Source organism: Rubrivivax sp. JA1055 (assembly GCF_020966565.1).
In the GTDB taxonomy this organism is placed as follows: Bacteria; Pseudomonadota; Gammaproteobacteria; order Burkholderiales; family Burkholderiaceae_C; genus Rubrivivax; species Rubrivivax benzoatilyticus.
Genome location: NZ_JAJKFP010000003.1, coordinates 158,616 through 177,883, shown reverse-complemented (window position 1 = coordinate 177,883; position 19,268 = coordinate 158,616). Strand labels below are relative to the sequence as shown.

At 73.5% G+C, this 19,268-nt stretch carries 20 protein-coding genes; 11 read left to right on the top strand and 9 right to left on the bottom strand.

Annotated features, from left to right (window positions below; genetic code table 11):
• Positions 1-104: 104 nt before the first annotated feature.
• On the top strand, positions 105-707 hold the full coding sequence (locus LOC65_RS06425; RefSeq protein WP_009858765.1) for an OmpW family protein: 603 nt from the start codon (positions 105-107) through the stop codon (positions 705-707).
• A 43-nt stretch (positions 708-750) separates the two neighbouring features.
• Here the strand turns inward: LOC65_RS06425 and LOC65_RS06420 are convergent, their stop codons facing one another.
• From LOC65_RS06420 to LOC65_RS06410, 3 genes are all read right to left on the bottom strand, one after another.
• Positions 751-3,420: a S8 family serine peptidase gene (locus LOC65_RS06420; RefSeq protein WP_230246972.1), complete on the bottom strand. Its 2,670-nt coding sequence runs from the start codon at positions 3,418-3,420 to the stop codon at positions 751-753.
• A gap of 73 nt (positions 3,421-3,493) precedes the next feature.
• A complete protein-coding gene (locus LOC65_RS06415; RefSeq protein WP_164962663.1) occupies positions 3,494-4,093 on the bottom strand; it encodes a 5-formyltetrahydrofolate cyclo-ligase in 600 nt (199 codons plus the stop codon).
• A 98-nt stretch (positions 4,094-4,191) separates the two neighbouring features.
• Complete coding sequence (locus LOC65_RS06410; RefSeq protein ID WP_164962662.1) at positions 4,192-4,533, bottom strand: DUF2917 domain-containing protein; 342 nt, start codon at positions 4,531-4,533, stop codon at positions 4,192-4,194.
• 96 nt (positions 4,534-4,629) lie between these two features.
• Here LOC65_RS06410 and LOC65_RS06405 point away from each other — a divergent pair, with 96 nt between their 5' ends.
• Genes LOC65_RS06405 through LOC65_RS06385 form a run of 5 tightly spaced genes read left to right on the top strand, consistent with a single transcriptional unit; the run spans position 4,630 to position 10,527 of the window.
• Positions 4,630-5,559, top strand: coding sequence for a LysR substrate-binding domain-containing protein (locus LOC65_RS06405; RefSeq protein ID WP_009858769.1), 930 nt, complete (start codon positions 4,630-4,632; stop codon positions 5,557-5,559).
• A gap of 47 nt (positions 5,560-5,606) precedes the next feature.
• Positions 5,607-7,634 carry a transglycosylase SLT domain-containing protein gene (locus LOC65_RS06400; RefSeq protein WP_230246971.1) on the top strand — a complete coding sequence of 676 codons (2,028 nt, stop codon included), beginning with the start codon at positions 5,607-5,609 and terminating at the stop codon, positions 7,632-7,634.
• Between the two features lie 3 nt (positions 7,635-7,637).
• On the top strand, positions 7,638-8,594 hold the full coding sequence (locus LOC65_RS06395; protein WP_230246970.1) for a complex I NDUFA9 subunit family protein: 957 nt from the start codon (positions 7,638-7,640) through the stop codon (positions 8,592-8,594).
• 26 nt (positions 8,595-8,620) lie between these two features.
• Positions 8,621-9,304 carry a glutathione S-transferase family protein gene (locus tag LOC65_RS06390; RefSeq protein ID WP_230246969.1) on the top strand — a complete coding sequence of 228 codons (684 nt, stop codon included), beginning with the start codon at positions 8,621-8,623 and terminating at the stop codon, positions 9,302-9,304.
• The gene (locus LOC65_RS06385; RefSeq protein WP_009858773.1) at positions 9,301-10,527 is read left to right on the top strand and encodes a multifunctional CCA addition/repair protein; all 1,227 of its coding nucleotides are present in this window, start codon (positions 9,301-9,303) and stop codon (positions 10,525-10,527) included. The genes LOC65_RS06390 and LOC65_RS06385 overlap by 4 nt, the downstream gene beginning before the upstream one ends.
• Before the next feature lie 7 nt (positions 10,528-10,534).
• Here the strand turns inward: LOC65_RS06385 and LOC65_RS06380 are convergent, their stop codons facing one another.
• Together LOC65_RS06380 and LOC65_RS06375 are read right to left on the bottom strand one after the other, a co-directional pair.
• Entirely contained in the window at positions 10,535-10,726 is a 192-nt protein-coding gene (locus LOC65_RS06380; RefSeq protein WP_230246968.1) for a DUF2905 domain-containing protein, read from the bottom strand.
• A gap of 5 nt (positions 10,727-10,731) precedes the next feature.
• Positions 10,732-11,817, bottom strand: coding sequence for an SAM-dependent methyltransferase (locus tag LOC65_RS06375; RefSeq protein WP_230246967.1), 1,086 nt, complete (start codon positions 11,815-11,817; stop codon positions 10,732-10,734).
• Between the two features lie 18 nt (positions 11,818-11,835).
• On the opposite strand from LOC65_RS06375, the gene LOC65_RS06370 reads away from it, so the two are divergent.
• Genes LOC65_RS06370 through LOC65_RS06355 form a run of 4 tightly spaced genes read left to right on the top strand, consistent with a single transcriptional unit; the run spans position 11,836 to position 14,581 of the window.
• Positions 11,836-12,639, top strand: coding sequence for an SDR family oxidoreductase (locus tag LOC65_RS06370; protein WP_230246966.1), 804 nt, complete (start codon positions 11,836-11,838; stop codon positions 12,637-12,639).
• Between the two features lie 9 nt (positions 12,640-12,648).
• Positions 12,649-13,041, top strand: coding sequence for a dihydroneopterin aldolase (locus tag LOC65_RS06365; RefSeq protein WP_009858777.1), 393 nt, complete (start codon positions 12,649-12,651; stop codon positions 13,039-13,041).
• On the top strand, positions 13,038-13,973 hold the full coding sequence (ttcA, locus tag LOC65_RS06360; RefSeq protein WP_029718607.1) for a tRNA 2-thiocytidine(32) synthetase TtcA: 936 nt from the start codon (positions 13,038-13,040) through the stop codon (positions 13,971-13,973). Before LOC65_RS06365 ends, ttcA begins: the two co-directional genes overlap by 4 nt.
• Positions 13,970-14,581 carry a DUF4136 domain-containing protein gene (locus tag LOC65_RS06355; RefSeq protein ID WP_009858779.1) on the top strand — a complete coding sequence of 204 codons (612 nt, stop codon included), beginning with the start codon at positions 13,970-13,972 and terminating at the stop codon, positions 14,579-14,581. Before ttcA ends, LOC65_RS06355 begins: the two co-directional genes overlap by 4 nt.
• 81 nt (positions 14,582-14,662) lie before the next feature.
• Here the strand turns inward: LOC65_RS06355 and LOC65_RS06350 are convergent, their stop codons facing one another.
• Entirely contained in the window at positions 14,663-15,535 is an 873-nt protein-coding gene (locus LOC65_RS06350; protein ID WP_230246965.1) for a DUF6279 family lipoprotein, read from the bottom strand.
• 13 nt (positions 15,536-15,548) lie between these two features.
• Between LOC65_RS06350 and glmU the strand changes: the two genes are divergently transcribed.
• Entirely contained in the window at positions 15,549-16,922 is a 1,374-nt protein-coding gene (gene glmU, locus LOC65_RS06345; RefSeq protein ID WP_230246964.1) for a bifunctional UDP-N-acetylglucosamine diphosphorylase/glucosamine-1-phosphate N-acetyltransferase GlmU, read from the top strand.
• Between the two features lie 177 nt (positions 16,923-17,099).
• Here glmU and LOC65_RS06340 read toward each other — a convergent pair whose 3' ends face one another.
• Genes LOC65_RS06340 through tsaB form a run of 3 tightly spaced genes read right to left on the bottom strand, consistent with a single transcriptional unit; the run spans position 17,100 to position 19,247 of the window.
• Positions 17,100-18,005, bottom strand: coding sequence for a uracil-DNA glycosylase family protein (locus tag LOC65_RS06340; protein ID WP_230246963.1), 906 nt, complete (start codon positions 18,003-18,005; stop codon positions 17,100-17,102).
• A complete protein-coding gene (gene rimI, locus LOC65_RS06335; protein WP_029718604.1) occupies positions 17,995-18,441 on the bottom strand; it encodes a ribosomal protein S18-alanine N-acetyltransferase in 447 nt (148 codons plus the stop codon). The genes LOC65_RS06340 and rimI overlap by 11 nt, the downstream gene beginning before the upstream one ends.
• Positions 18,442-18,461: 20 nt before the next feature.
• Positions 18,462-19,247 (bottom strand): tRNA (adenosine(37)-N6)-threonylcarbamoyltransferase complex dimerization subunit type 1 TsaB, encoded by a 786-nt coding sequence (tsaB, locus tag LOC65_RS06330; protein WP_230246962.1) that lies wholly within the window; start codon positions 19,245-19,247, stop codon positions 18,462-18,464.
• Positions 19,248-19,268: the final 21 nt, after the last annotated feature.

Here is a 19,268-nt window from a genome sequence, read left to right as displayed (position 1 = left end):
GTGTTTGCCCCTAGGGCTTTGCGCCAGCTCAAAGTTGACGTTTGCGCAGGCGCGCCAAATTGATCCAGGCCATGTGGCCAGATCAAAAGTTGAGGAGTTTCTCCATGTTCAAGCGCACCGCGCTCGCCCTCGTCGCCCTGTCGGCCGGTCTGGCCGCCCCGCTGGCCCAGGCCCAGGCCGACGACTCCGGCTCCTGGATCGTCCGCGGCCGCGCGCTGTACCTGGATCCGGCCAACAAGGGCACGGACCTGGACCTCAACGCCAACTCGAAGACGTTCCCGGAAGTGGACATCACCTACTTCTGGACGCCGAACCTGGCCACCGAGCTGATCCTGACCTACCCGCAGAAGCACGACGTGAAGGCCGGCAGCGCCAAGATCGGCACGCTGAAGCACCTGCCGCCGACGCTGACGCTGCAGTACCACTTCACCGGCCTGAACGGCTTCCGCCCGTACGTCGGCGCCGGCATCAACTACACCCGCTTCTCGAGCGTCGACCTCGACGTTCCCGGCGCGAAGATCGACAAGAACAGCTTCGGCGCGGCGCTGAACGTCGGCGTCGACGTTCCGCTGGGCGACGGCTGGCTGTTCAACGTCGACGTGAAGAAGGTCCAGATCCGCACCGACGTCTCGATCGGCGGCACCGACCACGGCACCTTCAAGGTCGACCCGCTGCTCGTCGGCATCGGCATCGGCAAGCGCTTCTGATGCCCCCGCGAGCCCGGCCATGCCGGGCCGCGTGTCCAACGTCCTAGCGTTTCCAGGAGGCCGCCCGCGAGGCGGCCTCCGCGTTTGCGGCCCCCAGCGCCGACAGCAGGAAGTCCAGCCCGCTGCGGTCGCCGGTCAGGTCCACCGGGGTCAAGGTCGCGCCCAGCACCGGGTAGGCGCCGCAAGCCTCGCCGCTGGTGCAGAGGCTGCCGTCGTTGTCGTAGTCGCTGCCGGCGACGATCGCCACCGAAGACGAGCGCACGCCGTCGACGCGGTAGCGGTAGACGCCGCCGCTGGCGCGCACCAGGCCTCGCCGCACCACCTCCCGGGTCGCGGTGTCGTATACCAGCACGTAGATCGGGCCGATGTCGACGCCTGTCGTGGCGGCCAGCTTCTGCACGGCCAGCGTGACGCTCAGCGTGCGGCGGCTGGTCTGCACCGTGACCGTCGGCGTGTAGACGCCTGCGGCCAGGGCGTTGCGGTCCACGGTGACGCGGTAGCGGCCCAGGCCGGCCGCGTCCACCGCGACGGCGGCGACCGTCACCGCGACGCTGTCGGCCGCGACGCCGGTGACGGTCTCGTCGGTGGCGGCCGTGGCACGCACGACGAAGTCCAGGCCGGTCGTGGTGGTGCCGAAGTCCAGCGCCGACGGCTGCGTCTCCAGGACGCCCTGCGCCCCGGGCACGGCACCGCCGTTCTTCAGCGCCAGCGCGGCCCGCACCGCCTTGGCCGCGTTGACGATGCCCCAGCCGTAGGCGGTGTCGCGGCCGGCCGCCCCCTGATCGTCGCTCAGCTGCCCGGACTGCAGCAGCGCGTCCACCTCGTCGACCGTCAGCGCCGGGTGGACCCAGCGCATCAGCGCCAGCACGCCGGCGACGTGCGGCGTCGCCATCGAGGTGCCCTGGAAGGCGCCGTAGGTCGGCACGCGCACGCCGCCGGCATCGAAGCCGGCCAGCGTGCTGTAGACGCCGTCGGGCAGGCCGCTGCCGGTGGTCGCGACGCGCATGTCGCCGCCGGGCGCGGCCAGCGCCACCTCGACCCCGCCGTTGGCGTAGTAGGCCAGGCCGCGCTGCGCGTCGGTGGCCGTGACCGCGAGCACGCCGGCGCAGTTGGCGGGGTAGTTCACCGCCGCCACCCGCCCGGCGTCGCGCGCCGAGTCGTTGCCGGCCGCCGCGACGACCAGCGTGCCCTGGGCCCGCACCTGGCCGAGCAGCGCGACGGTGGCGGCGTCGCAGGCGATGCCGGCGCCGCCCAGGCTGAGATTGGCGACGTCGGCGCGCCGCTCGGGCAGCCGGCCCGAGTCGTTGGCCAGCCGCGCCGCGTAGCGCAGGCCCTGCAGGACGTCGTAGAACGTGCCCTCGCCACCCCGGCCGAGCACACGCAGCGGCATCACCAGCGCCATCGGCGCAACCCCGGCGACACCGTCGCCGTTGAAGCTGGCCGCGGCCACGGTGCCGGCAACGTGGGTGCCGTGGAACGACGGCTGCGACGCGGCGCTGCGCAGGTCGTCCGGGTCGGCGTCGAGGCCGCCGCCGTCACCCGCCGAGGCCGGGTCCTGGATGAAGTCGTAGCCGGGGGTGATCTGGCCGGCGAAGTCGGGATGCTCGGCGACGATGCCGGTGTCCAGCACCGCGACGATCGGCCGCTGCGTCGGCTGCGGCTCGATGGCGACCAGCGTGTCCATCGCCGACGGCAGCGCGATCTGCTCGTAGTGCCAGCGCTGCAGCGAATAGCGCGGGTCGTCCGGCGGGAAACGGCCGACCAGCGCCGTGGCGCGCAGCGGGCGGTTGACGGTGACGTGATCGAAGGCACCGCTCGCCGCCAGGCGCTTGGCGTACTGCAGCGTCTCGACCTGCAGCCGCGAGTCGGCGGACAGGCGGTCCATCCAGGCCGGGCGGCGCGCCTCACGCCAGGCCGCCTCGTCGGCGCCGGCCAGCGCGAGCAGGCCGCGGCGGCGGGTCTTCTCGTCGGCGGCCAGGGCCATCAGGCCGACCCGCCCGGGCGCCACGCCGCCTTCCAGCAGCGCCAGCCCGTGGGTCCGGGACAGCGCGCCGGCGGCGTGCACGCGCGCGCTGCCGGCGTCCAGGCCGACGACGAGCTGCCCCGGCACGAGCGGCCCGGCACCGCCGGTGACCGTCGAGTTGAAGCACGCGCCGGAAGCCCCCGCCGCCGCGATGCGCAGGTTGTAGAGCGAACCGCCGGCGTAGGCGTCGACGAGCGCGACGTACTCGCCGGCCGCGCTGATGCGCACGCACTCGGACAGCGACACGCCGTTGGACACGCCGACCAGCAGGTACGAGTCGCCGTTGCGGCGGAAGACGTACAGGTCGAGGTCGTTGGTGGCGGAGTCGGCGGTGAAGTCCAGCTGCAGCGTCTGCCCGGCGGCCAGCGTCACGCGGAAGAAGTCGCCCGGATCGCCGCCGGCGCGGCTGGCGCCGGCGGGCCCGGCGCCGGCCAGGTTGACGGTGCCCATCACCTGGCTGGTGGCGGCGATCGGCTGCGCGCTGTCGGCGTCGTCGTTGGCGACGCGGCGCTGGTTCGGGTCGTTGGTGTCGCCGTCGACGACGAGGTTGGACGACACCGACAGCGTGCCCTCCACCGCGTTCCCGCCGCCGCCGCCACCACCGCCGCAGGCGGACAGGACCGCCAGCACGACAGCCGCCAGGGCGGCAGACAGCGGGTGCAGCGCACGGTGGCGACCCAGTTGGCTCATCGTGGACTCCTGCGACGCCCGGAAGACGTCTTCGAGGACGGGCCACCCGGCGCGGCGGGCGGCCGCACGGCGCTCAGATGTCGGGATGCTGCCAGTGCACGCCGTCCTCGGTGAGGACGACGTCCAGCGGCACGTCGTGCGGCTCGGCCTCGAGCCAGGGCACGAAGCCGTGGGCATAGGCGACGCCGACGGTCAGCGGCCGCGGCTGCAGCGTCGCCAGCGTGCGGTCGTAGAAACCGCCGCCGTAGCCCAGGCGCACGCCGCCCGGGCCGAAACCGACGCAGGGCACGAGCAGCAGGCCGGGCTCGAACTGCTCGGTGTCCTTGGGCTTGGGGATGCCGTAGGCGTCCTCTTCCATCGGGCAGCCCGGATACCAGACATGGAAACGCAGCTGCTTGGTCTCGCGGTCCATCACCGGCAGGCCGATGCGGCGGTCGGGCTCGGCCTCGCTCCAGCGGTACAGCGCCGGCAGCGCGTCGAACTCGCCCTTGATCGGCCAGTAGGCACCGATGGTGTTCTCGACGCGGCCGATGAGCCACACGCGCAGCACCTCCTGCAGGTGCACCGAGCGCTGGTGGCGGTCGACCAGCGACTGCCGTTCGGCCTGGAGCTGGCGCCTCAGCGTCTTCTTGTCGCGGGAGGGCTGCAGCGGCAGCGGGAACGGCAGGTTCATGACCTCCGATTGTGAGGCCTGGCGCCCGGCCAGCCTAGACGGGCGCGATGCGCCCGGCCCCGTTCACCGAGCGCTGCGGCGCGGCTTCCGGCGCCGAATCAGGCGGCGTGCGCCGCGCCCCAGGGCGCGTGCCAGCGGCCAGGACGCGCCGGGCGACGCGCCGGCGCCTTGCACGGCGCCTCGAGCAGCTCGACCTGCGCCGAGGGCCAGCCTTCGATGACCCACTCGCTGCCGCAGGGCAGTTCGTGGCGCTGGCCGGCGTCCAGCCAGATGTCGGCTTCGTAGGGGCCGGCACCACTGCGCGTCAGCCAGACACGGCCTTCGGAGACCACCAGCCAGCGCGGCTGGTTCGCCGCCGGCACGCGCATCGCCATGGCCGGACCGACGGCCCACTCCCACGGTGCGTTTTGATGCGGATTGCTCATGACGGCTTGCGACATCGCGGACTCCAGAATTCGACTGCCTGGCCGCTATTTTCGGCAGCGCAAGACCCCGGGTCCAATCGAAAATCTGCGCCGCATTGATAATCAAAGCGCATGAATCGCCCACGCCAACGCCCACTGTCGATCGGCCCGCTGCGCGCCTTCGAGGCGGTCGCCCGCCGGCTCGGCTTTCGCGCCGCCGCCGACGAGCTGCACCTGTCGCAGCCGGCGATCAGCCGCCAGATCCGCTCGCTGGAGGACGAGATCGGCGTGCCGCTGCTGCTGCGCGGCACGCGCCACGTCGAGCTGACCAGCGCCGGCGAGGCCTTGCTGCGCACCGTCGCGCCGCTGCTCGACCGCCTGGACGCCACCGTGCACCAGATCCGCGTCGCCCAGGGCCGGCGCCAGGTGAACCTGACGACCTGGCCGTCGTTCGCGTCGATGTGGCTGCTGCCGCGGCTGCAGCAGTTCCAGCGCGAGCACCCGGGCATCGACATCCGGGTCTCGGCCACCGACGCCATCGTCGAGCTCGACGACCCGGAGCTCGACCTCGCGCTGCGTTACTGCCACCCCGATGACGCGCCGCCGGGCTCGACGCCGATGTTCGGCGAAGTGCTGACGCCGGTGGCCAGCCCCGCGCTCGGCCCGCTCGCGCGCCCGGAGGACCTGGCGCCGATGACGCTGCTCGAGGAGGACTCGCAGCTGCCCAGCGTCGAGTACCTGAGCTGGCGCCACTGGCTCGCCGCCAAGGGCGTGCCCGACCTCGAGCCGCGCGGCTGGCTCTACCTGAACTACACCTACCAGCAGATCCAGGCCGCCACCGCCGGCCAGGGCGTGGCGCTGGCCCGGCTGGCGCTGGTGCGCGAGTCGCTGGAGCGCGGCGAGCTCGTCGAGCCCTTCGGTCCGGCCGGGCGGCTGCGCTCGCCGTTCGCCTACTGGCTGGTGCGCTGGCCGGCACGGCGCGAGCGGCCCGAACTCGCCGCCTTCGAGGACTGGGTGCTCGAGCAGGCGCTCGCCACGCGGGCCGCGCTGGAGTCGGCCTGATCGCGCCGCGGGCCGACGGTTACTCGCGATCCGCTAGATTCCGAGCCATGACCGCCCTGCATCGCATCATCCGCCGGGCCCCCGCGCGCACCGTCGCCGTCGCCGCGCTCGCGCTGGCTTTCGTGCTGCCGGCTGCCCGCGCGCAGACCGGCGACGACCTGATCCTCGACGCCCGCGCCGCGGCGCAGAAGGGCGACCGCGCCCGGCTGTCGGCGCTGCGCACCGCGGCGCTGTTCGCGTCGCACCCGCTGGCGCCCTGGGTCGACTACTGGGACCTGTCGGGCCGGCTGCGCGAAGCCGACGCCACCGAGGTCGAGGCCTTCTACCGCCGCTGGAGCGGCCAGTACGTCGAGGACCGGCTGCGCAACGACTGGCTGCTCGAACTCGGCAAGCGCCGCGACTGGGCGAACTTCGCCCGCGACGTGCCGCGCTTTCGCATGAACGACGACCGCGAGGTCACCTGCTACACGCGGCTGATCGAGCACCAGGCTGGCCGCGACGTGCGCCAGGCCGCGCTGGAAGCCTGGTACGCCCAGCGCGAGGCCGACGACGGCTGCACGCTGCTGGCGCAATCGATGTTCACCGCCGGGCGCTTCAACGCCGACGACGTCTGGCAGCAGGCCCGCCTGGCCTTCGAGCTCGAGCGCCAGAACTCGGCACGCGGGCAGCGCTCGCTGCGTGCCGCGGTGGCCCTGCTCGGCCCCGAGACCACGAAGGCGGTCGACGACGCGGTGGCCAACCCGGCGCGCACGCTGGCGCGCACCGACACCGCGCCGGCGGTGGCGCTGCTGGCGCTGCTGAAGCTGGCGTCCAACGACCCGCCGGCCGCCGCCGCGCAGCTCGCCGCCGGCGGCTGGGAGCAGCGCCTGGGCCGGCGTGACGCCGCCTTCGCCTGGGCCTTCACCGGCAAGTGGACGGCGGTGCTGCAGCAGCCGCAGGCGCTGGACCACTACCGCCGCGCCTGGACGCTGGCCGGCGCCTCGGCCCCCGGCTGGAGCGACGACACGCTGGCCTGGGGTGCACGCGCGGCGCTGCGTGCCGGCGACGCGCCCGACCGCTGGCCGCTGCTGGCACGCGCGATCGACGCCATGAGCCCGGGCGAACGCGCCGACGCGGCCTGGGTCTACTGGCGCTCGCGCGCGATGGCCGCCAGCGCCGCGGCGGGCGCCGCCGGCGAGGCCGACCGCACGGCGGCGCGTGCGATGCTGCAGTCGATCGCCGGCCAGATGCACTTCTACGGCCAGCTCGCCGCCGAGGATCTGGGGCTGCCGTTCGTGCTGCCGCCCCCGCCGCGCACGCTGCAGCCGGCCGAACGCGAGGCGGCGCGCCTCAACCCCGGCTTCGCACGCGCGCTGCAGCTGATCGACCTGGGCCTGCGCAGCGAAGGCCAGCGCGAGTGGAACTTCTCGCTGCGCGGCCTGGCCGAGCGCGACCTGCTCGCCGCCGCGCAGATGGCCTGCGAGCGCGAGGTCTGGGACCGCTGCATCTTCACCAGCGACCGCAGCAAGGCCGAGATCGACATCGCCCAGCGCTTCCCGACGCCGCACCGCACCGCGCTGACGCAGACCGCGCGCCGCGTCGGCCTGGACCCGGCCTACGCCTTCGGGTTGATCCGCCAGGAGTCGCGCTTCATCACCGTCGCCCAGTCGAGCGTCGGCGCCAGCGGGCTGATGCAGGTGATGCCGGCCACCGCGCGCATCGTCGCGCGCCGCATCGGCCTGGACTACAAGCCGGCGATGCTCACCGACCCGGACACCAACCTGCTGCTGGGCACGAGCTACCTGAAGATGGTGCTGGACGACTTCGCCGGCTCGCAGCCGCTGGCCACCGCCGGCTACAACGCCGGCCCGAACCGTCCGCGGCGCTGGCGCGACGCGCCGGCCGTCGAGCCCGCCGCCTGGGTCGAGGCGATCCCGATCGGCGAGACGCGCGACTACGTGAAGAAGGTGCTGTCCAACGCCGTCTACTATTCCGCCGTGCTGGGCGGCACCCCGCCGTCGCTGAAGGCCCGGCTGGGCGGCCCGATCGGCCCGCCCGCCCCGAATGCCCCTCCCGTCGATCGTGACCTCCCCTGAACCATGAAGAACGTTCTCGTCCTCGGTGGTACCGGTTTCGTCGGCCGTTCGCTCGTCGAACGGCTGGTCGAGCGCAACGGCGGCGGCGGCGGCCGCGTCATCGTGCCGACGCGCCGCCTCTCGCACGGCGTCGTGCTGCGCTCGCTGCCCACCGTCGAGCTCGTCGAGGCCAACGTGCACGACGAGCGCACGCTGGCACGCCTGGTCGCCCAGGCCGACGCGGTCATCAACCTGATCGCCATCCTGCACGGCAGCCGCGAGCAGTTCCAGCGCGTGCACGTCGAGCTGCCGCGGCGCATCGCGCATGCCTGTGCCGCCGCCGGCGGCCGGCGTGTGCTGCATGTCAGCGCGCTGGGTGTCGGCGCCGGCGGGCCGTCGAACTACCTGCGCAGCAAGACCGAGGGCGAAGCCGCGCTGCAGTCGCCCGGCGTCGCGCTGACCATCGTGCGGCCGTCGCTGATCTTCGGCACCGAGGACCGTGTGCTCAACGTCTTTGCCGAGCTGCAGGCGATGGCGCCGTTCGTGCCGCTGCCCGGCGGCGGCGCGAAGATGCAGCCGGTGTGGATCGAGGACGTCACGACGGCCATCGTGCGCTGCCTGGACGACAAGGCGACGATCGGCCAGGTCTACGAGCTGGCCGGCCCGAAGGTCTACACGCTGTCGGAGATCGTGCGCCTGGCCGGGCGCTGGTCGGGCCACGAACGGCCGCAGTTCCCGCTGCCCGACGCCGTCGGCCGGCTGCAGGCGCTGCTGATGGAGATGATGCCGGGCACGCCGCTGATGTCGCGCGACAACCTCGACTCGATGCGCGTGGCCAACGTCGCCAGCGGCAAGCTGCCGGGCCTGGAGGCGCTGGGCATCACGCCGGCGGCGATGGAAGCGATCGCACCCGCCTACCTGGGCCGCGCCTTCGGGCGTGCACGCTACGACCGCTGGCGCGGGCACGCGCGCCGCGGCTGAACGTCCTGAACGAAAGAACGCCCGAGATGAGCCTGCAACTGGTGATCGGCAACAAGAACTACTCGTCGTGGTCGATGCGGCCCTGGGTGCTGATGCGCCAGCTGGGCATCGTCTTCGACGAACGCAAGCTGCGTTTCGACTTCGCCGAAGGCTCGGACTTCCGCCGCCAGGTCGCCGCCGTCAGCCCGGCCGGGCTGGTGCCGGTGCTGCTGGACGACGGTTTCGCCGTCTGGGACACGCTGGCGATCACCGAGTACCTGGCCGAACGTTTCCCGCAGGCCGGCGTCTGGCCGGCCGATGCGAAGCAGCGGGCGCGGGCGCGCAGCCTGTGCGCCGAGATGCACGGCGGCTTCGGCGCGCTGCGCCGGCATTGCGCGATGAACATCGAGGCCGCGCTGCCCGACGTCGGCGAGCGCCTGTGGGCCGAGCAGCCGGCGCTGCAGCGCGACGTTGCGCGGCTCGAGGCGATGTGGGCCGAGGCGCTGGACGCCAGCGGCGGCCCCTTCCTGTTCGGCGAGTTCGGCGCCGCCGACGCGTTCTACGCGCCGGTCTGCACGCGGCTCGTGAGCTACGCGCTGCCGGTGTCTGACGCCACGCGCGCCTACGTGCGGCGGGTGCTCGCCGCGCCGGGTGTCGCCGCCTGGATCGCCGACGCGCTGGCCGAAGCCGATTTCATCGCCGACGAGGAACCGTACCGCAGCAGCCGATGAGCGGACGTTTCTACGTCGTCGGCGGCGCGGTGCGCGACGCGCTGCTGGGCCTGCCGGCGAGCGACCGCGACTGGGTCGTCGTCGGCAGCACGCCGCAGGAGCTGGTCGCCGCGGGCTTTCGCCCCGTCGGGCGCGACTTCCCGGTCTTCCTGCACCCCGAGACCGGCGAGGAGGTCGCGCTGGCGCGCACCGAGCGCAAGTCGGCGCCGGGTTATCGCGGCTTCACGATCCACGCCGACCCGTCGGTCACGCTGGAAGACGACCTGCTGCGCCGCGACCTGACGATCAACGCGATCGCGCGCGCCGAGGACGGCACGCTGGTCGACCCGCACGGCGGCCAGCGCGACCTGCAGGCGCGCATCTTCCGCCACGTCTCCGACGCCTTCGTCGAGGACCCGGTGCGCCTGCTGCGCCTGGCGCGGCTGGCGGCGCGTTTCACCGACTTCACGGTCGCGCCGGAGACCGAGGCGCTGCTCGAACGCCTGGTCGCCGACGGCGAGGTCGACGCGCTGGTGCCCGAGCGGGTCTGGCAGGAGCTGTCGCGCGGGCTGATGGAGGCCCGGCCCAGCCGCATGTTCGAGATCCTGCGCCGCTGCGGCGCGCTGGCGCGGCTGCTGCCCGAACTCGACCGGCTCTGGGGCGTGCCGCAGCCGCCGGAGCACCACCCGGAAGTCGACTGTGGCGTGCACACGATGCTGGTGCTGGACATGGCCGCCAGGCTGCAGGCGCCGCTGACGGTGCGCTGGGCCTGCCTGATGCACGACCTGGGCAAGGGCACGACGCCGGCCGACGTGCTGCCGCGCCACCTGGGCCACGAAGGCCGCAGCGCCACGCTGGCGCGGGCGGTGGCCGATCGCTGGCGTGTGCCCAACCCCTGCCGCGAGCTGGCCGACCTGGTCGCGCGCGAGCACGGCAACCTCCACCGCAGCAACGAGTTCGGCGCCGCCGCCATCGTGCGCCTGCTCGAACGCTGCGACGCCTTCCGCCGCCCGGAACGTTTTGCCGAGGCGCTGTGGGCCTGCGAATGCGACGCCCGCGGCCGCAGCGGGCTCGAGGACCGGCCCTATCCGCAGCGTGAACGCCTGACGGCGCTGCTGGAGGCCGCACGCGGTGTCGACACCGCGGCCGTGGCGGCGGCCGCCGCGGCCCGCGGCGCCAAGGGGCCGCAGATCGCCGCCGCGATCCAGCTCGCCCGGGCCGACGCCGTCGGCGCGGCGCTGTAGCGCCGGCTCAGACGACCAGCGAGATCAGCCCGACGATCAGGCTCAGCACCAGCGAGCTGGTGATCGGCACGAACCAGTCGCGCCCGCCGACACGAAAGCGCAGGTCGCCCGGCAGCCGGCCCAGCCCGAGCCTGGCGAACCAGTGCTGCAGGCTATTGAAGATCAGGCAGGCGACGATGAAGACCAGCAGCCAGCGCATCGCGGCTACAGCGTGTGCGTGCGGTCGCCGGCGGCGAACCCGACGGGAGCGAAATCCGGCAGCCCCCTTGCAAAGCCGATCACCTTGAACAGCTCGCCCATCTCGTGCTCGGTGACGAGCTTCTGCGCGTGGGCGATCGTGCGCGCGTCGGCACCTTCGAGCAGCTCGAACAGCCCGCAGTTGGCAAGGAACCGCGCCTGCGAGGTGTAGCCGATCACGTCCAGCCCGGCGTCCTGGCCGGCCAGCGCGACCGCCGTGAAATCGACGTGCGCGGTGATGTCCTTCTCGCCGACCTCGACCAGCGGGTCGATGTCGGCGCGGTGCGCGCGGTGGCACATCAGCGTGCCGCCGCGGCGCTGCGGGTGGTAGTACTCGCGCTCGGGGAAGCCGTAGTCGGCGAAGAAGGCCGCGCCGCGCACCAGCCGCGCGGCCAGCGTCGCGACGAAGGCCGAAGCCTGCGCCGGCAGCTCGATCGTGGTGCCGGGCAGGAAGCCGGTCTCGACCGGCGGCCGGAGTTCGGTCGGCCGGTCGGCCCAGGCGAAGCGGCCACCGTCGTCGACGACGCCGCGTTCGAACCAGCGTCCGCCGTCCCAGTGCAGCAACTGCACCGGCATCGCGTCGAGCACCTCGTTGCCGACGACGACACCTTCGATCGCCTCGGGCAGCGTGTCGTGCCACTGCACACGCGGCGCGAACGGCGCCAGGCGTTCGGCCTGGCGCGCGCGCAGCGTGCCCGACAGGTCGACGACGTGGTAACGCGTGTCGGGTGGCAGCGCGGCGAGCAGCTGCGACGCGAAGGCGCCGCTGCCGGCACCGAACTCCCAGACCTCGTGCGCGCCGGCGGCGGCCAGCGCCTGCGCGACCTGGCGCGCGAACGCGGCGCCGAACAGCGGCGACAGCTCCGGCGCCGTGACGAAATCGCTGCCCGAGGCCGGCATCGTGCCGAACACCGGGGCGCCCCGGGTGTAGTAGCCCAGGCCCGGCTCGTACAGTGCCGCAGCCATGAAGCGGTCGAACGGCCACCAGCCACCGTCCGCACGCAGGCGCGCGGCGATGCGCGCCGATAAACTGTCGGGTTCGCCTGTGGTCACGCGGGCATTGTAGGAAGCATGGAAACAGCCCAGGTCGGAGCCCACGTCGGCAGCGCAGACGCCGCCCGAAGCGGCCGCCCGGTCGCCCTCGTCACCGGCGCCGCGCGCCGCATCGGCCGCGCCATCGCGCTCGAACTCGCCGCCCACGGCTGGGACGTGGCGCTGCACCACCGCGCCTCGGCTGCCGACGCCGAGGCCGCGGTGCGCGCGCTGGCCTCGGTCGGCGCACGCGGCCAGGTGTTCGCCGCCGACCTCGCCGTCGAGGCCGAGTGCGAAGCGCTGCTGCCGGCCGTGCAGGCCGCTTTCGGCCGCGTCGACGCCGTCGTCAACAACGCCTCGCTGTTCGAGTACGACACGGCCGAGGACTTCGGCTACGCGGCGATGGAGCGCGCCTGGCGCGCCAACGTCGCGCCGGCCGTCGTGCTGGCGCGCGCGCTGGCCCGCGCCGGCGGCGGCTGCGTCGTCAACCTGCTCGACCAGAAGCTCTGGAACCCCAACCCCGACCACCTCTCGTACACGCTGTCCAAGGCCGCGCTGCGCGAGGCGACGACGCTGCTCGCCCAGGCGCTGGCGCCGGCGGTGCGCGTCTGCGGCGTCGCGCCCGGCGTCACGCTGCCGTCGGGCGACATGGACCAGGCCGAGTTCGCCGCCGCCCACCAGATGACGCCGCTCGGGCGCTCGTCCACCGCCGCCGACGTCGCGCGCGCGGTGCGTTTCGTTCTCGAATCGCCGGCCATCACCGGCACCACGATCCTCGTCGACGGGGGCCAGCATCTGCAGGCCCAGGCGCGCGACGTGCTGTTCATCGCCCGCCAAGGCTGACCCCTCATCATGCAGAGCCTCCCCTTCTCCGCCACGCTGCGCGACTGCCGGCGCCTGTTCCTGCGCGACCACGAGATCCACGTCAACATCGGCGTGCACGACTTCGAGAAGCAGGGCGAGCAGCGCATCGTCATCAACGTCGACCTCTGGGTGCCGCTGGCGCTGTCGACGCCGAGCGAGGACCGCCTCGACGAAGTGCTGGACTACGACTTCATCCGCAGCACCGTCGCCGAACGTGTCGCGCGCGGCCACATCCACCTGCAGGAGACGCTGGCCGACGACCTGCTGCGCTCGCTGATGGCCCACCCGATGGTGCGCGCGGCGCGCGTCTCCACCGAGAAGCCCGACGTCTACCCCGACTGCGCGGCGGTCGGCGTCGAGGTCTTCGGCTGCAAGGAATGAACACGATGGACACCGTCATCACCACCGACGCCGCGGCGGCGAAGAAGGCCGCCTTCGAAGCCAACAAGCTGTCCAAGCGCCTGCACCGCCTCGTCGGCCAGGCGATCGGCGACTTCAACATGATCGAGGCCGGCGACCGCGTGATGGTCTGCATGTCCGGCGGCAAGGACAGCCACGCGCTGCTGGACATCCTGCTGTCGATGCGCGAGCGCGCGCCGATCGACTTCGAGATCGTCGCCGTCAACCTCGACCAGAAGCAGCCCGGCTTTCCGGCCGAGGTGCTGCCGACCTACCTGAAGAGCCGCGGCGTCGAGTTCCGCATCGAGGAGCAGGACACCTACTCGATCGTCAAGCGCCTGGTGCCCGAGGGCCAGACGATGTGCAGCCTGTGCTCGCGGCTGCGCCGCGGCGTGCTGTACCGCGTCGCCAGCGAGATCGGCGCGACCAAGATCGCGCTCGGCCATCACCGCGACGACATGGTCGTCACGCTGCTGATGAACATGTTCTTCGGCAGCCGCATGAAGGGCATGCCGCCGAAGCTGGTCAGCGACGACGGCCGCCACGTCGTCATCCGGCCGCTGGCCTACGTCGCCGAGACCGACCTGGAGCGCTGGGCCGAACACCGGGCGTTCCCGATCATCCCGTGCTCGCTGTGCGGCAATCAGGAGAACCTGCAGCGCGTGCAGATCAAGAAGATGATCCGCGAGTGGGAACGCCAGTACCCGGGGCGGATCGACAACATGTTCACCGCGATGGGCAACATCGTCCCGTCGCACATGATGGACCGCAAGCTCTATCCTTTCGAGACGCTGCGCGCCACCGGGGTGGCCGACGCGGACGGCGACAAGGCCTTCGACGAGGAGCCTTGCGCGCCGCCGCCGCCGGCACCGGGCGCGCTGCGCATCGCACCGGACTCCGAGGACACGCCATGAAGACCTGGATCGGCGCCGCGGCCGTTGCCGCCGCGGCCCTGCTCGCCGGCTGTGCGGGCCTGAACAGCGTCACCGCCGACGTCTCGAGCTACGGCTCCTGGCCGGCCGAGCGGGCGCCCGGCACCTACGCCTTCGACCGCCTGCCGTCGCAGCAGGCGCGCGCCGCCGAGACCGAGCGCCTGGAACTGGCCGCCCGCCCGGCGCTGGAGCAGGCCGGCTTCACGCCGGCCGCCGCCGGCCAGGCGCCCGACGTGCTGGTGCAAGTCGGTGCCCGCGTCACCCGCGCCGAGCAGATCATCTGGGACGACCCGCTGTGGTGGCGCGGCGGCTGGGGCTACTGGCGCAACTCGCCGTGGTACGGCCCCGGGCCGTTCTGGGGCCCCGGGTACATGGACCGCGTGACGCGCTACGAAGGCGAGGTCGCGGTGCTGCTGCGCGACCGCGCCAGCGGCCAGCCGCTGTTCGAGGCGCGCGCCAGCCTGGACAGCCATCGCGGCCTCGATGACCCGACGCTGGCGGCGATGTTCTCCGCCGCGCTGATGGACTTCCCGAAGACCGGCGTCAACCCGCGCCGCGTCGTCGTGCCGCTGGCGCCCGACGCGCGCTGAAGCCGGCTCAGCGCGAGCGCGTGAAATCGCGCTCGGGCCTGAGCCTGGCACGCGAGGCCTTCCGGCCTTGCGTGTCCCGGCTCAGGGCTGGACTGCCAGCGTGCCGGTGGCCGCGGCGGCCAGCGAGCGCAGGTCGCGCTCCCAGCCCGACAGCTTTTCGCGCGCCCGCTCGCGCTGCGCCGGCGTCGTCGTGTTGTGCACACGCGCGGCGAAGCCGCAGTTGTAGAGCTCCAGCCGGGCCTGCTGCTCGCGATAGGCCGCATCGGCCGACCGTTCGCCGCGCGAAGCCAGCGTGCGCAGCGCCGGCAGCGCGGTGTCGGCGTCGGCACGGTCGGCGACCAGCCGGCGCAGCGTCTGCACGATCTCGCGCTGGCGCCGGTCGCGCTCGGCGATCCAGGCCTCGGGGTCCCACGGCGACGCGGCCACGGCCTCGGCGACGACGCGCCGCTGCGCCGCGTCCAGGCGGCCGTAGAAGTCCTCGAAGCGGCCGACAGCGCGTTCGACCGCGGCCTCGCGCCGTGCCACCGGGTCGGCCTGCAGGTACTCCTCGCGCATCTCGTCCAGCCGCTTGGCATAGCGCTGCTCCAGGTGGCGCAGCTGCGGCTCGCGCAAGCCGGCCAGCAGCGGCGCGCCTTCCAGCAGCGCACGGTCCAGCGCCGGCATCGCCGCCTCGCGCAGCCGCCCGGTCCAGCGGCAGACGGCCTCGGGCGTGGTCGGCTGCATCACCGTCTGGCGCGCCTCGGCGAGCAGCGCGGCGTACTCCGGCAGTTCGTTGGCGCGGTGCCAGTCGAACCAGCGCGCGATCGCCGCCTTGGCCGCCGGCGCCTGGCGCGAGTCGAGGTCCAGGTAGCCGTCGAGCCACCACCACACGAGCCGGGGGCCGTTGTCGTAGCCCAGACGCAGCGTGCTGCAGCCGGCGAGCACCAGGGCGGCCGCGATAATCGCCGCTTTCAACAAGGACCGTCTCATGGCATTGAACGTCGTCGTGATGGCCGCGGGCAAAGGCACGCGGATGAAGTCGGCGCGGGCGAAGGTGCTGCACCGGCTCGGCGGTCGCAGCCTATTGCAGCATGTCCTCGATGCCGCCGCGCCGCTGGGGGCCTTGCGCACCGTCGTCGTCACCGGCCACGGCGCCGAGCAGGTCGAGGCCGCCGCGGCGGCCAGCGGCGCGGTCTTCGTGCGCCAGGAGCCGCAGCTCGGCACCGGCCACGCGGTGCAGCAGACGGTGCCGGCGCTGGACGACGCCGCCGGCACGACGCTGATCCTCAACGGCGACGTGCCGCTGATCCGCCCCGAGACCGCCGCCGCGCTGGCCGCGGCCTGCGGCGGCGAACGCCTGGCGCTGCTGACCGTCGAGCTCGCCGACCCCAGCGGCTACGGCCGCATCGTGCGCGACGCCGCGGGCGCGGTGACGGCGATCGTCGAGCACAAGGACGCGAGCGAGGCGCAGCGCACGATCCGCGAGGTCTACACCGGCATGATGGCCGCGCCGACGGCGCTGCTGAAGCGCTGGGTGATGGCGCTGAAGGACGACAACGCCCAGCGCGAGTACTACCTGACCGACATCGTCGGCATGGCGGTCGCCGAAGGCGTGGCGGTGGTCGCCGCGGCGGCGTCGGGCGAGACCGAGGTGCTGGGCGTCAACAGCCCGGCGCAGCTCGCCGACCTGGAGCGCCGCCTGCAGCGCCAGCGCGCCGAGGCGCTGATGGCCGCCGGCGTGCGCCTGGCCGATCCGGCGCGTTTCGACCTGCGCGGCACGCTGGACTGCGGCCAGGACGTCGAGATCGACGTCAACTGCGTCTTCGAAGGCCGCGTCGTGCTCGGCGACGGCGTCTCGATCGGCGCCAACTGCGTCATCCGCGACGCCGAGATCGGCGCCGGCGCGGTGCTGCATCCGTTCTCCCACGTCGAAGGCGCCAAGGTGGGTGCCGGCGCGCTGGTCGGCCCGTTTGCGCGCCTGCGCCCGGGCGCCGCGCTCGGCCGCGAGGTGCACATCGGCAACTTCGTCGAGGTGAAGAACTCGACGCTGGCCGACGGCGCCAAGGCGAACCACCTGGCTTACCTGGGCGACGCGACGGTCGGCCCGCGCGTCAACTACGGTGCCGGCAGCATCACCGCCAACTACGACGGCGCCAACAAGCACCGCACGGTGATCGGCGCCGACGTGCACGTCGGCTCGAACTGCGTGCTCGTCGCCCCGGTGACGATCGGCGACGGCGCGACGATCGGCGCCGGCTCGACGATCGGCAAGGACGCGCCGGCCGGCCAGCTCACCGTCGCACGCGCGCGCCAGGCCAGCCTGCCGGGCTGGCAGCGGCCGAAGAAGGTGCCGAAGGGCTGACGGGGAGACGTGAAGACGGAGAAGACCGGGGTCAAGAAGACCGGGGTCAGGTCCCGCAGGACCTGACCCCTTCGGCCTGACCCCTTCGGCCGTGGACCTGCCGCAGAAAGACCAGAAAGACTGGGGTCAGGTCCCTCAGGACCTGACCCCTTCTTCTGACCCCTTCTTCTGCCCCCTTCAGCCGCCGCCGGTGCGTTCGGCCACCGCCGCGGCCAGGCACAGGTCGTCCCAGGCGCGCGCCTTGTCGGGCAGGTTGCGCAGCAGGTAGGCCGGGTGGTAGGTGACGACCAGCGGCACGCCCTGGTAGCGGTGCACGCGCCCACGCAGCTTGCCGATCGGCTCGCTGCTGCGCAGCAGCGCCTGCACCGCGAAACGCCCCATCGCGAGGATGATGCGCGGCTTGACCAGCTCGATCTGGCGCACCAGGAAAGGCTCGCAGCGCTGCAGTTCGTCGGGCGCCGGGTTGCGGTTGCGCGGCGGCCGGCACTTCAGCGTGTTGGCGATGTAGACACGCTGCGCCGGGTCCCCATCGGCCGCACGCGACAGCGCCAGCGCACGCAGCATCGCGTCGAGCAGCTGGCCGGCCGCGCCGACGAAGGGTTCGCCGCGCAGGTCCTCCTGCTCGCCGGGGGCCTCGCCGACGATCATCCAGTGCGCCTGCGGGTGGCCGACGCCGAACACGGTCTGCGTGCGGCTCTGCGCCAGCGCGCAGGCAGTGCAGCCGGCGACGGCTTCACGCAGCGGCTGCCAGTCCAGGCCCGAGACGGCCCCCAGGTCCACCGGCGCGGCCGGCACCGGGGCGACTGCCGGCGCCGTGGCGCGCACGGCCGGCACCGGGGCGGCAGACGGGGCTGCGGGGCGCACGGCCGGCGCCGCGGCGGGGGCCACCGGCGCCGCGGGGGGCACCGCCGGGCGCGGCTCGGAACGCAGCGCCACGCCCGCCACCGGCACCGCCTCGACCACGGGTGCCGGCGCCTCGGCCGCCGCGGCTTCTGCCGGCGGGGCCGAGGCGTCGAGGATCGGCGGCTGCCACAGCCGCAGGCCCATCGCCCGCAGCATCGCGGCCTGGCGTTCAGACCACATCGCCGGCCTCCTGCGGCACGCGCCGGTTCATCACGATCGCGTCTTCACGCCCCTGCGCCGCCGGGTAGTAGCCGCGCCGGCGCCCGACCGGCGCGAAACCGCGGCGCAGGTAGACCGAGATCGCGCGCTCGTTGCCGGCGCGCACCTCGAGCCAGACGACGGGCAGCGCCAGCACGCGGCAGCGTGCGTCGAGCTCGTCGAGCAGCCGCCGGCCCAGCCCGCGGCGCTGCAGCGCCGGCGCGACGGTGACGTTGAGCAGGTGCATCTCGTCGACGCCGACCATCGCGACGTAGTAGCCGGCGAGCACGCCGTCGGCCTCCAGCACCCAGGCTTCGTAACCAGCGGCCAGCGAGTCGACGAAGTTGCCGCGGGTCCACGGGAACTCGTAGGCCCGGGCCTCGACGGCCAGGACCGCGTCGAGGTCGGACAAGCTCATCGCGCGCAGCGTCGCGGCACTCAACGCGAAGCCTCCGCGGCGTCCTTCGCGGCGCGCACGGCCTCGCGTTCGCGCGTCGTCAGCGCGACCTTGTCGCGCAGGTACAGCGGCAGCGCCAGCGCCGCGTCGACACCCTGGCCGGCGGCCCAGGCGGCGCGCGCCAGGCGCAGCAGCGCCGCGGGACGGTCGTGCTCGACGGCGACCACGGCGCGCCCGGGCGCCAGGCCCAGACGCTCGCCGAAGGCGGCGATCGCGCTGCCGGCCACCACGCCGCCACTGCCGGCGGCCATCGCGGCGAATGCCTCCAGCGTGTACAGCGCCGGCGCGACGAGCTCGTGCCAGCGGCCGTCGGCCCAGCGCCAGCGTGCGGCGTAGACCTCGTCCATGCGCGCGTCCATCGCGACGTCGACCTCGAACTCGGCCGCCTCGGGGGCAAGCTGCACACGCGCGTCCTCGGCAACGATCAGCAGGCTGTCGACCGGCAGCACCGGACAGCCGATGCCGAACGCCAGGCCCTGGGCGACGGCGCAGCTGGTGCGCAGGCCGGTGAAGGCGCCGGGGCCGCGGCCGAAGGCGATGGCGTCGACCTCGGCCAGCACCAGCCCGGCGCGCGCGAGCAGCGCCTGCACGGTGGGCAGCAGCGCCGCGGACGCCTGCGCGCCGCCGGCTTCGTCGGCGGTCCAGGCGCCGTGCGGCGCGGCGAGCGCGACGGCCATGCGTTCGGTGGAGGTGTCGAAGGCGAGCAGACGCGCCGTCTCGGGGCTCGCCGCGGCCACGCTGCCGGGCGGGAGGGACGGATCGGGCATCGGGCGAGTTTAGCCGTGCGA